Here is a 13953-nt window from a genome sequence, read left to right on the forward strand (position 1 = left end):
GAAATTCGTAAATGAAAAAATCTTCGTTGATCACAACGCTAGTGCTGGATCCAACGGACTGTATATCGCCCGGTGCACTACAACCTGGTTGTTTCATTGTGCATTCAGCCTAAATGATTGCGGCTATTTTTCCGCTTCATGACGCTCGGCAAGAACCGCTTCATACAGCTCGCGCTTCTTCACTCCAGCGGACTCGGCAACTTCAGCAACCGCTTGTTTCATCCGCACGCCTTCGTCAACCAATGCCGACACCTGCGGAAGTAAATCATCAATAGAAGGCGCTTGGGGAGCCGAAGCGCCCGAAATTACCACCACAATTTCTCCGCGCACCCCTTCATCTGCCCAGGCTTTGAGTACACCGAGTTCATCACGGCGCACCTCTTCGAACTTTTTGGTGAGCTCGCGTGCCACGGCGGCCTGGCGTTGCGCGCCGAAAACCTCCACGGCAGAGCCCAAAAATTCAGCTACTCGGTGCGGAGATTCGAAGAACACCATGGTGCGCTCCTCATGCAGCAAAGCGTTCAGACGTTTACGCCGTTCTCCCGATTTACGCGGCAAGAATCCTTCAAAGGTGAACCGTCCGGTGGGAAGCCCGGAGAGGGCCAACGCGGTTAATACCGCCGAGGGGCCCGGTACTGCGGTCACCCGGATACCTTCTTGCATGGCCGCTGCCACTAGTGGGTATCCCGGATCTGAAACTGCCGGCATGCCGGCGTCGGAGACTACAAGCACTGTGGAGCCTTGGCGGGCCAATTCAATGACCTCGCCGAGCTTATTGGCCTCATTGTGTTCATGCAGGCTCATGACTCGCCCTGAGGGTTTGATCCCCAGCGCGTGCGCCAAGTGATGGAAGTTGCGGGTGTCCTCCGCGGCGATCACATCTGCGCTTTGCATGATCTCGCGTAGTCGCGGAGATGCATCGGACAAGTTGCCTATAGGGGTGGCGCCCAGGACGATTACGCCCTCTTCGTCTGAATTCTGCACACCCTTTAGCCTACGCGAAGTACCAAAAGCACACATTCTGGTGGTTACGCCGGTAGCATGAACAACGATGAGCACCACTGCAGCAAAGACCCCAGACACCGGACACGTGCGCTCTGCGCGCGTTGCCTTCACCTTTGAGAGCCTCAAACAACGGTTATTACCGGTGGCAGCACCCTCAGGTACGTTAATGTGGATTGTGCCGCTGGTGGTGACAATCATCGGTGGTTTATTGCGTTTTGTGCATCTGTCCCACCCCAATATGTTGATCTTTGACGAGACTTACTACGTCAAGGATGCCTACTCATTGCTACATTTCGGTTATGAAATGGAATGGGTGGACGATAGCAATGACCAGTTTGTCGCAGGAGATCCACAGCTCAAAGACACCGCCTCTTTTGTGGTGCACCCGCCCTTGGGTAAATGGCTCATCGCCTTTGGCATGATGGCCTTTGGGGAATTTGACGGGTTTGGTTGGCGTTTTACCACCGCATTATTTGGTACGCTCGCGGTGCTTTTGACCACACTCTGTGCACGGTTGCTGTTCGGCTCACACCTGTTAGCAGGTATCGCGGGGCTGTTGATCGCTATCGATGGACACTCAATTGTCATGTCACGCACGGCACTGTTGGACATCTTCTTGATGTTCTTCGTGCTCGCTGCTTTTTACGCGCTGCTCAAGGACCGGATCCATGGGCGTACCCAATTAGCCAAAAAACTTTCGGTTCCCTTAGGGAACCGACCCAATGAATTTTTGCTGGATCATGGCCCCATGCTTTGGTGGCGGCCGTGGCGTTTAGTCGCAGCACTCATGCTCGGTGGCGCGGTAGGCATCAAATGGTCGGCACTTGCCTTCGTTGCGGTGTTCTGTCTTATGGCAGTGTTGTGGGACTTTAGTGCGCGGCGTACCGCTGGAATCCAACGTTGGCAGTCTGCAGCATTTACTCGTGATGGCATCTACTCCTTTGTGACCATGATGCCGGTAGTGCTGCTGACCTACCTGTCCACGTGGACCGGTTGGCTGATCACCGCTGGAGGCCGTTACCGCCAGTGGGCCGTGGAGAACCCTGGTGAGGGTGTCACGTGGTTGCCTGAGACGCTGCGCAGCCTCTGGCACTACCATCAGGCCGCATATGACTTCCATGCGGGACTGAGCTCGGATCATGGGTGGGCTTCTGCCCCGTGGACGTGGTTATTTTCTGGACGCCCCGTCCTGATGTATTTTGAGGGCTACGACAACGGCCAAAATGGGTGTGCGCTGGATCGCTGCACCGAAGTGATCATGGATATGCCCAACCCGGTGATGTGGTGGGCCTGCACTATCAGCATGGTCCTCTTAGTTTTCTGGTGGCTTGGTGCCCGCGATTGGCGCGCTGGTGCACTGCTGTCTAGTGTTCTCGCCGGTTTCCTTCCGTGGCTGATGTACCCCGAACGCACCATGTTCTTCTTCTACACCTTGCCGTTGGTGCCATTTATGGTGCTTGCATTGACCTATGTCATTGGCAGGTTCATTCCTCGTAAACCGCGCTCCGACGCGAGCTATAGAACGAGGATCATCTTGGTCGCCGTATCGCTAGCCTTGTTGTTGCTAGTCTCGGCTTTCTTCTGGTCGGTCTGGTCTGGGGAGCTCACTTCTGATGACTATTACCGCATGCACGTATGGATCCCGAGCTGGGGATAAACCCTCCCGCCGCGGCTTCTAGCCGTCTCCAGACATCGCTCTGCCCTCAGATTCCTCCGAGAGTTCGAACATTATTTACCTGCCTAGCTCAGCTCTAGCCTCCGCTCCGGAAAGAGACCAACTGCCCCGATGCCTTGACTTCTAGTTTCCAGTCCGCAAAGAACCCCTGCCTGCTGTGGTGCCATCGGACAGCAGGGTAACGGCGCAGAAGCGTTTCTCTAGATTCTGACGCCAGCGATTCGGTTGGGCAATCACAGGGCCTAACAGTTTTTAGTAAGGCAGTCCTAAGGCCGGGAAAGAAGTCTCAAAGTGCTTGCGCGCAGTCGAGGAGTCAATGCTCGTCCCCCGGCGTATACCTTCGAAGGCACCGTACCAGCGGCCTGAAACCAACCGCCTTGGCCCCGGTCGGACCTCGGAGCATCCAGTATCCGGAGACGCTTTCTCAATATTGAATATCGAGAACTCCTACGCAAGGTATCGGCACCCTCGACGAAGAACAAGACTGCTCTCGGCTTCCGAGTCGAGAATCAGGAATTAGTGCGGTGATGGACGAGTCTTGCATAAACAAAACCTCGGGTCCCGTCTCAAACGGAACCCGAGGTTTTGTTGTTTCTCGCGCTAGTGCACAGAACGCTTAGTTGCCTAGCCCAAAGACCCTTGCTTCTTGGCGTAGACGTGAGCCTTCACGACGGCGAGCCGTTGGCCAGCAAGCAATGAGCACCACGAGCACAGTCAGCACCATCAGCACACCAATAGCCACGGCCGAGTCCATCCAGAATTGTTCTGGGTAGAGTCGAATGAGTGTGTCGCTGACATTAAAGGTCCAAGTCCCCTCGGAGAAGAAGAGGTTATGGAACCCCGTGAAGAAGGTGTTCCACCCGGTAATTGCAAGGGCCGCGACCGCCGCGAAGAGCACCACCGTTACGATAGCGCCTGCGAACAGTGCACGGCGAACTCCACCGGCGTAACGATTAGCCAGGTAGACGATGAAAACTATTGCCAGGACAGCAAGCACCGCTCCGATCACATAGCCCAGTCCGATCAAGTTCTTCACGTCTAGCATGTGCTGAACTTCTTGGGCGGTGAACATAGTTGAACCGGTGGGCAATTTGAGTCCGGAAAGGTATTCCGGTCCGGCGAAGTTATTGAGGTAATCCACGCCGTAGCTGCCGTAGGTCAACCGTTCGGGGTCGGTGAAGCCAAAGCGGTCACTGGGGAAACCTGGACGTGCGTAAGCCATGGCCAAGAATGCCGGGGTGGCGACTAATCGAATCGCCGCGATCAAGGTGAGTACGGGAAAGATGATGGCGAGTAGTACCTGGGCGGTGCTTGCCATCGGAGGTTTGGAGTTCAGCGCACGTTCGCGGGCAACACGGCGTTTCACTGCGGCTTCAGAGGGCACAGACTCGGGGGTGTAATTACCAAAAACGCGAGTACGAGCTTGGGCCACAGCGGCCGAGGAAGTTTCTGGGTTGTCCTTTTGCGGTGCTGCGCTCACCGGAGGGACGCCTTGTTTCGCCGGGGCGACCGGTGCTTTGGCGGTGGCTGCAGGCTTCGAAACCGGCGTAGCCACCTGTTTTTCAGCTTCAATCTCATGCGGAAGTTTGATCGCACGGATGACATCTTCTACAGGCTCGTCAGCCTTTGGCTTGGCCGCACTAGCTGCCGCCGGTTTAGCAGGTGCAGGTTTAGTAGCAGCTGGCTTCGCGGCAACAGGCTTCTTCACTGCAGGCTTGGAAGCGGCAGGGGCGGCTGCAGGCTTATCGGCAGCGGCTTTGGCCGTTGCAGCAGCTGGAGCGGTCGCAGGATTAGCCGCAGCGGGCTTAGCTGGCGCTGCAGCAGGTTTGCTGACGGCAGGTTTGCTGACGGCAGGTTTGGCGGCAGCTGGCTTACTGACAGACTGAACCGTGGTTGGAGGTGCGGCGGGGCTAGGCTGAGCAGCGGCCGCGGGCTTAGTTTCTGCCGTTTTGGATTGCGTAGGTGCAGCCCCTGTAGGATTCAAAAAAGCGGCCTTCGCGGCAGCTGCAGCCTTAGCGGCGCGCTCATCTTGAGCAGCCTTGGCCTGTTTTTTGTGCTCTTCTAAACGTGCCGACAGTTCCTCGGCTCGCTGGCTCAATGAGCCCTTACTGGTTTGGTCGCTCGATTCCGAAGGAGTGGCCGCGATGGGCTTATCTGAACCTTCTGGTCCCTTAGCACCGGGGGTGTTCTTCGCCGCCTCAGCCATGAGGAGTCCTCCTGCAAATCGCGCGATTTCTGATTAACATCAATAGACGAATCCTGCAGTACAGGCTCCGCGGTTTCAGCTTATCCAGCAAGCCGTGTCAATCCGCGCATTACCACACCTAAATTAGCTCCGTGGTGCGGGAAACGGCTTACTGCACCATTCTCATCTGATTGGTAGGAAGGCAATTTTTTCCGAGAATTAACGGCGCGGCTTCAAATAGTTCTAGCCGGTTGCCGTTCGCTGCAGATTTCCTGCTTAGCGCTCATCGGTTTCCGGTGGAAGCATCGCCAGACGCGGACGCGCATCAAAGCGGGTTCCACGTAACTCACGCGGAGCAGGAGATTCGGCCGCTTCCCGAGGCTTTCGGTCCTCGCGCACCGCGTTCATCAAGGCATGCAGTTCGTCTTCATTTTCAATCACGTCTGGCAACGCGCCGCGCAATAAATTCCAGCCACTGGGCACGGTTAAACGGTTAGCGTGCCGAGCACACAGGTCATAACAGTGCGGCTCAGGGTATTGCGCCAACGGACCAAGCACCGCCGTCGAGTCGGCATAGTTGTAGGTAAGCGTTGCGCGGGCCGATTCACGGCACGCAGGGCGAGAGCAAAGACGAAGACTTTCCACGGCTTCAAGTCTACTCTCGTATCGGCCCCGAGCCCGGTAATCCGGACCCAACGGCCACGTTCGCCAGTGCGAACCATTACTCTGGAGCCATGGAGCACAACCAGCACACGCCGCCGCAGCGTTCGCGGCGTAATCGGCATGGCCGTGGACGGCGAGGTCCGCTGATGCCCATGCACTTACCGGCCTATCGAACTCGCCCAGAACGTTTCGATGACGCGGTGATGGCCAGCGCACAACGCCTAGGTGAACGCTGGGGCAGCAAGCTTGCAATCATTGATTTCCGCATTATTCCGGTGCCGGGCGAAAAAGTGATGTCGCAGGCGGCGGCCGTCGGAGATCGGATGCCATTGTCTTCAGCACGCCCAGCCACCGCGCAACGCCGAGCCCGGATATCCGTTTACCGCTTGCCTTTAGAGCAAGCAAGTCACAACCACACGGAATTAGTCGACCTCGTACACCAGTGTGTGGTGCACGAGGTCGCTAATCTGTGGATGCTGACGCCCCACGATGTTGATCCTGATTATTTTCCCAAAGACCCGGATTTTTAGCTTGTTCAGCCTCCGACGTTGACCACAATGCCATCACGTCCGGCATTTGCCGGTGGCATCGCGGCCCAAGCCAACGAACGATCCGAGCCGAAAATCAGCTGACCGATATAGGCGTTGGCATCTGATGAGAAGATCACCGCTTGGGCATCCGCGCTGACATCCTTGGGTTTGAAGACCATGCTCTGCCCGGTCTTGACCGTAAGTTCGGTTGGTTTGGACAGCTTGCCATCCTTATCAACAACAACTGCCTCTACCGAAGCCTCCGCCGAGGGCGCTGCAATACTAAATTCACCGGTACCGTTGGCCGAAATCGGCGCGACCTGCGTGCCGGCAAGTGGCATCGTGCTTGCTGCCCACGCGGTATCCGAAGACTGCTTTGGATCTGCGCCACGCACCATACGCACGCTGCTGGTCACCGGAGCATCGGCTTCCACGACCACTGAATACGCTCCGGCATCCAACCCGTTGAGGCTGATGATGCTAGTTGCGTCGGAGGAGACAGCGAGGTTAGAACCAAGGTCCGCGGCGACTTCACCGTCGGCACCTAGGATTTTCACTTTAAAGCCTGCGCCTTGTGCACCGGTGGCCGAGACGTGGAGCTGCGGAATAAGTTTCTTATCGCCTTTGCTCAGCTTGTCCCGGTCATTCTTGTTACCAATCCATACGCCGGGAATCACCTGGGTATTGGACGCCGAGGCATTCGCAGCGACCAAATCCACTCCGGCAGGGGTCAAACCACGCAAGGCGGCTTGTTGTACCGACGCGGTGATCTTTCCGCCTAAGCTCGTGATATCTGCGGAGACCGAGTCGAGATTCTGGGCGTATCCGCCAAGCACTAGGGCCCGCGAAGTACCCGGAGCGAGCACCACATTCTGCAAGGTGGAGGTATCTATCAGACCCTCTGGACCACGCAAATCTACGGAGACCTGAGCCGTCGTATGTGTGGGGTTCGACAGGTGCAGGACGCTGGTGGCCCCGGTCAGTGTCTGTAAGCCGGTGAAGCGCCAATTTGAGGCTGGTGCCTCACAGGTGGATGCCGCAAGCCCTGCGAGGTCTCCGTCTTTGGCGAGGAAGCTACGCATCGCGCTGCCCCACGAAGGCAGTTCGCCCAGTGGCTGAAGTGCAAATACTTGAGCCTTGTCCCGGCCATTGGAAGTATCCACTTTGCCGATACGACCGGTGAGTCCTTGTTCGTCGGCTCCCAATGACTTGCTAGCTTCGTCTTCGGCGATCCGCTTAGTCAGCTCATTTGCTTCTGAGCTTCCGAGGTCACCGAGTGCGGCTCCAGGAATTCGTTTGCCTAAATCGGAGATCACGGCCGCACGGATGTTGCTTGAAATTTTCTTCGCGCCAGCGGCGAACTGTGGATCGGTGCCGTCGACACCCTTCAACAGCTGCGGCGTGGCGGCACAAACTGCTTGGGCATCTCCGGCCGGGAGACTGGTAACTGCCGCTGGCAGCGCAGTTTGAGCTGGTTGCGGGGCAAGAACCGACCCGGCGGCGACTACTGCTCCGGCAGCTACGACGGCTACCACTCCGAGCAATACGGCGCCCGTGCGGCGGCGCACCACAGCTGTTTCCTGATCCTTACGCGCAGCCTTGGAGGCTTGGGCTAGCTTACGGCGTCGACGGTTCGCAGTGGCATCCGTCGCGGTCGGTTCCGCTGCGCTTGCTATCGCGCCGGCAGCCACCGCTACAGGCTCAGCCCTGTGTTCGCCTGCAGGTTCTGATTTAGTAGCCGCGGTGGACACTGCATCGGCCTTGGGCCGGGTGTTGTTCCGGTCCTTGGCCTCTGCCTTGGCTGTGGCCTTGGCTTCAGCCGCTGCTTTGGCGTCAGCTTTGGCCGAAGCCTTGGCAGCGGCCTTCGCCTCTGCCGCAGCTTCTTTCTCTGCCTTGGCCTCAGCACGCAGATCCGACTTGCTCTTCGCGCGGCCATCCGCGCCAGCAGGTTCTTTAGCTGCAGAAGCTGGAGGTGTCTGGGCAGCTACCGGTTGCGGCGCAGGTTTCTCAGGTTCCGTGACGGAACCCGTTTCTGGCTTGGCTTCTTCGGGCTTTACTGTCTTATCAACCGAGGAAGTGCCAGACTCCGATTCCGGTTTGGCAGCATGGGAGCCATGAGGTGCAGGCTGGTTTGGTGCATCGTCGGCAGCAGGGGTCTTCTCGTCACTCACTACTTTTTCTCCTGCTCGGTGTCGGTGTCCGAAATACGGTCACCGAGCTTCGGGGTCAAGTTTTCCCGGATCTCGTGATCCCGTTCGCGTGCTTCGCGGCGACTCAACGGTGTGGAGCTGGTTGCTGGTTCCGTCTCTGGCTCAACGTCAACCGTGTCTGCGGGCTGCTCGGCTAGTAGCTCGTTATCGTCCACCGGTTCTTCGGCGGCACGGAAACGATACTCGGTGTTGCGGTAGCTTGCCAGGCGGCGGGTACTAGGTACCGGTATCGCCAGCAAGACAGCAACTAGCAGCACTAGTCCGCCAAGGATCAACAGCGGCAGAGCCAAGGGTTCGTCGTGGGTCAGCGTCAGCTTTCCACCCTCGGCAGGGACCTCGTAGGCCTGAGCCCAGCGGGAATCCGAGTCCTGGGGGTAAGCTACCGCACGCAGCGGCGTATCATCGATACTTGCTCGTAATTGAGGATCTTGAGCGGTAGACAAAACCAGGGTTCGAGCGGCGTCTGCCGCAGGAATTTCAAGATTCTGGATCTTCCCGCGCTGTGTCGGCACTACCTGCACCCGGTCAGATTCATCAACTAAGCGAGCGAAACCTGCTCCGGTATTCTGCGCCGAATCCTGGTAATTCACTCGCCATAGCCACCCATTATCGGTCTGTCCTACGGCTGCTAATCCAGTTGCAGCATCCAACACCCGGACGCTAGCGGAAACGGATTCTCCGGTTTCGTTGAGCACCACAAATCCAACGCCCAGATCCCGCAATGCCTCACGTGAGTCCAAGGCGGATTCGGAGAGCAGCATCGCAGCTGCTTCGCGCTGCAGGTTGTTGGTGACCGACTGCTCGTTACGCGCTGGCTTCAGCAGCGAACCGGTCAGCTGAGCTACCTGCGAGGAACGGGACATCGAGTCCAGTGTTTCCCCGGCACCCGAGAGCAACGAGCTATCGATTTCTCCCGAGGAGCGAGGAGTCAGTACCAAGGTGCGCTCTGCGGTTTCGGAGCGTCCCGCGTCAGCCGCGGTGGCAGGAATCGTGCGCTCCTGTGAAGCCGCGACTCGTTGCTGGGCAGTCAGCGCGGTCAACTCGCCATCGCGATTTTGCGAATTTAATTGCGCAGCTAGACCCACCGAGCCGGCGGCCAGCAAACTCACAACGCTCAACGCACTCATCAGGCTCAGCGCACCGCGATTCGCCGGACGGCGCAGGGCGCGTGGCTGATCCTCATGTCGCAGAGCCGCTAGTGCGTTGGCCGCGGCGGCAAGCATCGCGAAGACCGCAAAGGAAACAAATGGTGCGGTGTAGGCGCTGACGGTAGTTGAAGAGTCCAATGAGACCGGGATGAACCCAATCCCCCATCCTGCAACCAAGGACAACGCGGCCGCCCAAATAAGTTTGCGCGAGTTACGGCGCATGGTGGCATCGAGGCTGAAAGCAGATCCAAGTGCACCCAAGACCGCCAAAATTACCAGCGGTGCACCCACCAGAAGTGCGGCGACCAAGGCCCATGGACCGGCCGGTAGAATCCCCCAACCCAGCGGGCTAAGCATCGCGTCAAAAGCCTCGGGAAAACCTAGAACCATCTGCCACAGCGGTGCCGGGTCAAATGCCAGAGGCGCTCCGGGTTCGGTGAACAACAGCCGAGGATTTCCCAACGCTTCAAAGAGTAACGGCAGGTTCCACACCACTGCTGGCAACGGAATCCACCACAGGGTGCGTGAGCGGCGTGGAGCGGAAATTGCCAAGATGTAAACGAGCACCAGAAGCGTGAGGAAGAACGGCATTGATCCGGTCGAAATAACCCACATGATCAATGCTGCGCAAGCCGAAGCGGTCCACGCTGACGTTTTACGCTGCCCGGCGGTAGCTGCGGGTTTACCTTCCGGAAGTACCTGAGCGTTGAGCGCACGAAGCATTGCCAGGAAGAACAGTGGCAACATCACGTGGATCAAAACTGATCCCACGCGGCCTGAAGCTAACGCCGAGAACAGCGCTGGTTGCAGGGCCCAGATTACGGCTGCAAAAAAACGTACGGCTCGTGAACGGCTAACGACACCTACGCCCCACCAGGCGCTCAACGCAGCCAAGGGCATAGCTGCGATAAACAAGATCACGAGGCCTTGGTTGGCGTGGTTGAAGCTCAGGACAGAAAGTAACCAGTAAACAATGTCGGTGTTATCCGGTGCGGCGCTCAGGCCGGTGCCCACGTTTTGCCACCAAGATGTGGCGTTGGCCCCGATCTCACCAAGTGAGCGGGATAGCGGGCGGATCGCACCACCACTAAGTGCGCTGGCGCCGATCACCGTACGCCACGCTATCAGCGAGGTCGCGGTGGTGATCAGCAGGGCAAGAATCAGTGAAAGCACCGCGGTGGTTCGTGGCGGACGGGCAATACGAACGAAGTCCGAGAAGTTCTCGCCACTGGGTTCCACCATGCCTTCGGCTCCGGAGCCATCACCAAATACCTGTGAGTCGTCCTGCCCGCTTGAAATGTTGCGACGGTATTCGCGGACCTCAGTATTTGAGGTCATCAACTTGCGCACCTGACGGCGCGGAACCTGACGAATGTCCTTGACCTGGCGCCGCGACGCACCCAGCTTCACCGGAGAGAACAAGCCCTTAAGCGTGGCAGCTAAATGGCTAAATCCATGTCCCGGGTCTTTGGCGAGCAAAGCTAGAAGGAAATGCCCAATACCGCCGAAGAGAATCCCTAACCAGATAAATGGCAGCCCTAATGGGGAGGCGAACTTAAGACGCTGGAACACCTCGGCACGGCGCGCCTCACCTGGTCCGGCCAGGGAATCGACCACATCAACCTGATGATAAATTTTTGCGGCTGGAACCACGACTACGCGGTGTCCCGCAAGTCGGTTGCGCCAGCACAGATCCACATCATCTCCGCGGCCAGGAAGCGCTGGGTCAAAACCACCGAGCTCTTCGAAAACCTCGCGGCGAATGAACATTCCGGCCGAGGACACCGCGAAGTAGTCGCTACGTCCGTCATACTGGCCTTGATCAACCTCATCCATGTCGATCATCGTCAGACGTTGTGCCTTACGGTCAACACTGAGTCCAACCTCGGCCAAGCGGCGCGGGTTGTCGATGTCTAAAATCTTGCAACCAGCGATGCTTACGGATTCGGAGGCTTCAACCGTGCGCGTGAGATGTTCTAACGCATCGGGAGCCGGCATCGAATCATCATGGATAATCCATATCCACTCATCGCGATCGGTGCGTGCTTCGGGCAGTGCATCCACTGCTTCTTGAACCGAAAGCCCCAATGATCCGGCGGGAGCCGTAAGCAATGTGGCATTCGAAGGAAGATTTGCTTTTAATACCTGATGTGACGCGTCTTGTGAGGACGCGTCCACCCCGAGGTACCGTTCAATCGGCCGCGACTGATTTCGCAGTGCAGCTAAAGTTCGTGGTAAAAAGTCAGCGCCATCGTGCGCAGCAACGATGGCGGTGACGTGAATTGGCGGTCGAATTAGATTGCTCGTTTCCGTAGTCGGCGGCGTTCGCGCTCGGAGAGCCCTCCCCAGATGCCAAAGCGCTCGTCGTTGCTCAACGCGTATTCCAGACATTCTGAACGTACAACACAGGCTCCGCAGACACGCTTAGCGTCGCGGGTCGAACCGCCCTTTTCTGGGAAAAATGCTTCGGGGTCAGTTTGTGCGCACAGGGCACGGGCCTGCCAACCCAGCTCACCTTCGTCGACTTCTCCGCCGACGCCGAGCCATACCGCTTTGATGCTTTCGCGGACCTGCTCGTCTTCATCCAGCTCTGGAGCCCACGAACCGGCGCTCGATCCACCCTCGGTCTCAGCCGGCGCATGCTCGCGGAGGAAGTCCTCTGCAGCGGTCTCCAAATCTGTGGCTACCGCTACCCGTGCGGATTCCCCAGCCTGTGGATCGACAAACCAATCCGACGGTGCACCCTCAACCCCGTATTGGGCCGATGCCACTGCCGACGTCGAAAAATCGGAGTACCTCTGCTCCAGCTTCGTCATGTTGATGTTGACCTTTCGCTTGGTTTGAGAAGATCGAGCCATCAATGCTCCCGATCCATACGTCTCTCTTTATTCCATCGAAGTAGTGAAATGATGGACGAGCCGAACTCACCATCTAATTACAGCCGTGTAACTCGGTCATAGTCAAGCGGGGAGGTTATTCTATGGAGGGTTCACAGCAAACTCCCGGCACAACACGCCACGAAAAGACACCAATGGATCCGGCGCGTCGCAACTTCCGCGAATTGTCGGTAAATTCTCAGTAAATAAATTAAGGTGGAAAATGCCGTTCAACTCCGCTACCGGAACCTTCGCTGAAGGCCTGCTGGCTCCGCGCCGCTCCGACGCCACACCGTGGCTCACCTGGTACTCACAGTCCGGGGAGCGCATCGAGCTTTCGGGCAAGGTCTTTGACAATTGGGTTGCTAAAAGTGCGAACCTCCTAGTCGAATGTTTCGATCTTGAAGAAGGGTCCCTCGTCGTTCTAGATTTGCCGTCTCATTGGAAATCACTGGTGCTCGGCCTAGCCGCATTGCATCACGGGGCGACGCTATTGGATGCTGACGATGTTCAGGCTTCCAACGCCGCCTTGTGGATCACCCAAGAGCCCGAGGATCAGCGCATTCCCGCGTCATCCGAGATTCTTGCGGTTAATCCCGCCGCCATGGCGCTGTCATTTGGGGCCGAGCTAGGTCCGGTCGCCGAGGATTACAACGCAAATGTGCGCACTTACGGGGATCAGTTTTACCCCTCCGCAGTGTCAGGGGAAACTATCGCGTTGCGCACTAGTGCAAGCAACGTCCTGTCGTTAGCCGAGATTTTTGCCCCCGAGGTCAGCTCCTTGGGCAACATCTTGGTTCACGCAGATATCCCAGTACTGCAGCTACTGCCCTATGCGGTCGCCCAGTGGAAGGCCGGAGACTCCATTGTGCTTGTTGAAGCGCAGATGGAAGTCAGTGACCGGCTTCGGCAAGGCGAGCAGATCAGCCACGACTACGAACCTGCTGTCTAGCTCTTGACGGTAGGAATGGTGCCGGTATCCGGAGTAACACTCTGGGTATCGGCTCCGTTTTCACGCAGGGTCAGCAGTTCGTGGTCATGTGCGAATTCTGCGTCTTGATCCATTTCTGCGCCGAAGACCCAGAAACGGTAGGCGAAGAACCGGAAGATGGTTCCCAGCACCAGACCAACCACGGAACCGGCAATAAAGACGCTGGTCGGATCCGTCATATTCAGTACGTATTTAGTGAACCAAACACAGGCTGCAGCGATACCCAGGCCAATAGCATTCATAATCAGGAACATCACCAGTTCACGGGCCACATTGGCTTGGCGACGATGACGGAACGTCCAGTAGCGGTTGGCCACCCACGAGAATAGTGTGGCTACGATGCCAGCGATGATCTTCGCTTTGACCTGTGAATCGCTCATGGGGCCATGAAGCAACCAGACATAAATTCCAGAGTCAATGATGAACGCGATTCCGCCGACAACGCCGAACTTTGCCACTTCGCGCCACAGCATCGAAATCAGTCCGGTTAGTTTTTGTGTAATGCGCTCGAACATTTTCCTCCAGACAAATCAGCATGGTCCTCGTGCCGATATAGACATCGGTAAGGCCACAAGATCGTCAGAATCTTGGGAAGTTCAGTTCCCTAGGTCAGTGGTTTGGTGGTGTCCTTTAACGCCAAAGCGCAGGAACACTAGCTACTTATTTTATC

At 57.4% G+C, this 13953-nt stretch carries 10 protein-coding genes; 3 read left to right on the top strand and 7 right to left on the bottom strand.

What is annotated here, in order from left to right:
- Window positions 1–123: 123 nt before the first annotated feature.
- Window positions 124–984 (bottom strand): 16S rRNA (cytidine(1402)-2'-O)-methyltransferase, encoded by an 861-nt coding sequence (rsmI, locus tag VJ369_RS10790; RefSeq protein ID WP_324092065.1) that lies wholly within the window; start codon window positions 982–984, stop codon window positions 124–126.
- A gap of 67 nt (window positions 985–1051) precedes the next feature.
- Between rsmI and VJ369_RS10795 the strand changes: the two genes are divergently transcribed.
- Window positions 1052–2662, top strand: a complete 1611-nt coding sequence (locus tag VJ369_RS10795) for a dolichyl-phosphate-mannose--protein mannosyltransferase (protein ID WP_324092066.1) — start codon at window positions 1052–1054, stop codon at window positions 2660–2662.
- A 634-nt stretch (window positions 2663–3296) separates the two neighbouring features.
- Here the strand turns inward: VJ369_RS10795 and VJ369_RS10800 are convergent.
- A complete protein-coding gene (locus VJ369_RS10800; protein WP_324092067.1) occupies window positions 3297–4886 on the bottom strand; it encodes a TIGR01906 family membrane protein in 1590 nt (529 codons plus the stop codon).
- Between the two features lie 255 nt (window positions 4887–5141).
- Entirely contained in the window at window positions 5142–5510 is a 369-nt protein-coding gene (locus VJ369_RS10805; RefSeq protein WP_324092068.1) for a DUF3499 domain-containing protein, read from the bottom strand.
- Window positions 5511–5599: 89 nt separating this feature from the next.
- Between VJ369_RS10805 and VJ369_RS10810 the strand changes: the two genes are divergently transcribed.
- Window positions 5600–6058, top strand: coding sequence for a metallopeptidase family protein (locus VJ369_RS10810; protein ID WP_324092069.1), 459 nt, complete (start codon window positions 5600–5602; stop codon window positions 6056–6058).
- Between the two features lie 5 nt (window positions 6059–6063).
- Here VJ369_RS10810 and VJ369_RS10815 read toward each other — a convergent pair whose 3' ends face one another.
- From VJ369_RS10815 to VJ369_RS10825, 3 genes are read right to left on the bottom strand one after another with little or no spacing between them, the layout of a single operon-like run.
- Entirely contained in the window at window positions 6064–8229 is a 2166-nt protein-coding gene (locus tag VJ369_RS10815) for a DUF5719 family protein (RefSeq protein ID WP_324092070.1), read from the bottom strand.
- Window positions 8229–11807, bottom strand: coding sequence for a glycosyltransferase (locus tag VJ369_RS10820; RefSeq protein ID WP_324092071.1), 3579 nt, complete (start codon window positions 11805–11807; stop codon window positions 8229–8231). Before VJ369_RS10820 ends, VJ369_RS10815 begins: the two co-directional genes overlap by 1 nt.
- Complete coding sequence (locus VJ369_RS10825) at window positions 11711–12232, bottom strand: WhiB family transcriptional regulator (RefSeq protein WP_096256780.1); 522 nt, start codon at window positions 12230–12232, stop codon at window positions 11711–11713. Before VJ369_RS10825 ends, VJ369_RS10820 begins: the two co-directional genes overlap by 97 nt.
- A gap of 283 nt (window positions 12233–12515) precedes the next feature.
- Here VJ369_RS10825 and VJ369_RS10830 point away from each other — a divergent pair, with 283 nt between their 5' ends.
- Window positions 12516–13244, top strand: a complete 729-nt coding sequence (locus VJ369_RS10830) for a TIGR03089 family protein (RefSeq protein WP_324092072.1) — start codon at window positions 12516–12518, stop codon at window positions 13242–13244.
- Here the strand turns inward: VJ369_RS10830 and VJ369_RS10835 are convergent.
- Entirely contained in the window at window positions 13241–13798 is a 558-nt protein-coding gene (locus VJ369_RS10835) for a GtrA family protein (protein WP_324092073.1), read from the bottom strand. The genes VJ369_RS10830 and VJ369_RS10835 overlap by 4 nt on opposite strands.
- Window positions 13799–13953: the final 155 nt, after the last annotated feature.

This window comes from Glutamicibacter sp., from assembly GCF_035257265.1.
Taxonomy (GTDB): Bacteria; Actinomycetota; Actinomycetes; order Actinomycetales; family Micrococcaceae; genus Glutamicibacter.

Bases quoted from the DNA above. Each gene is read 5' to 3' on its own strand.
- VJ369_RS10795 (WP_324092066.1), top strand. From the start codon at position 1,052: ATGAGCACCACTGCAGCAAAGACCCCAGACACCGGACACGTGCGCTCT.
- VJ369_RS10800 (WP_324092067.1), bottom strand. From the start codon at position 4,886: ATGGCTGAGGCGGCGAAGAACACCCCCGGTGCTAAGGGACCAGAAGGT.
- VJ369_RS10810 (WP_324092069.1), top strand. From the start codon at position 5,600: ATGGAGCACAACCAGCACACGCCGCCGCAGCGTTCGCGGCGTAATCGG.
- VJ369_RS10820 (WP_324092071.1), bottom strand. From the start codon at position 11,807: ATGTCTGGAATACGCGTTGAGCAACGACGAGCGCTTTGGCATCTGGGG.
- VJ369_RS10825 (WP_096256780.1), bottom strand. From the start codon at position 12,232: ATGACGAAGCTGGAGCAGAGGTACTCCGATTTTTCGACGTCGGCAGTG.
- VJ369_RS10830 (WP_324092072.1), top strand. From the start codon at position 12,516: ATGCCGTTCAACTCCGCTACCGGAACCTTCGCTGAAGGCCTGCTGGCT.
- VJ369_RS10835 (WP_324092073.1), bottom strand. From the start codon at position 13,798: ATGTTCGAGCGCATTACACAAAAACTAACCGGACTGATTTCGATGCTG.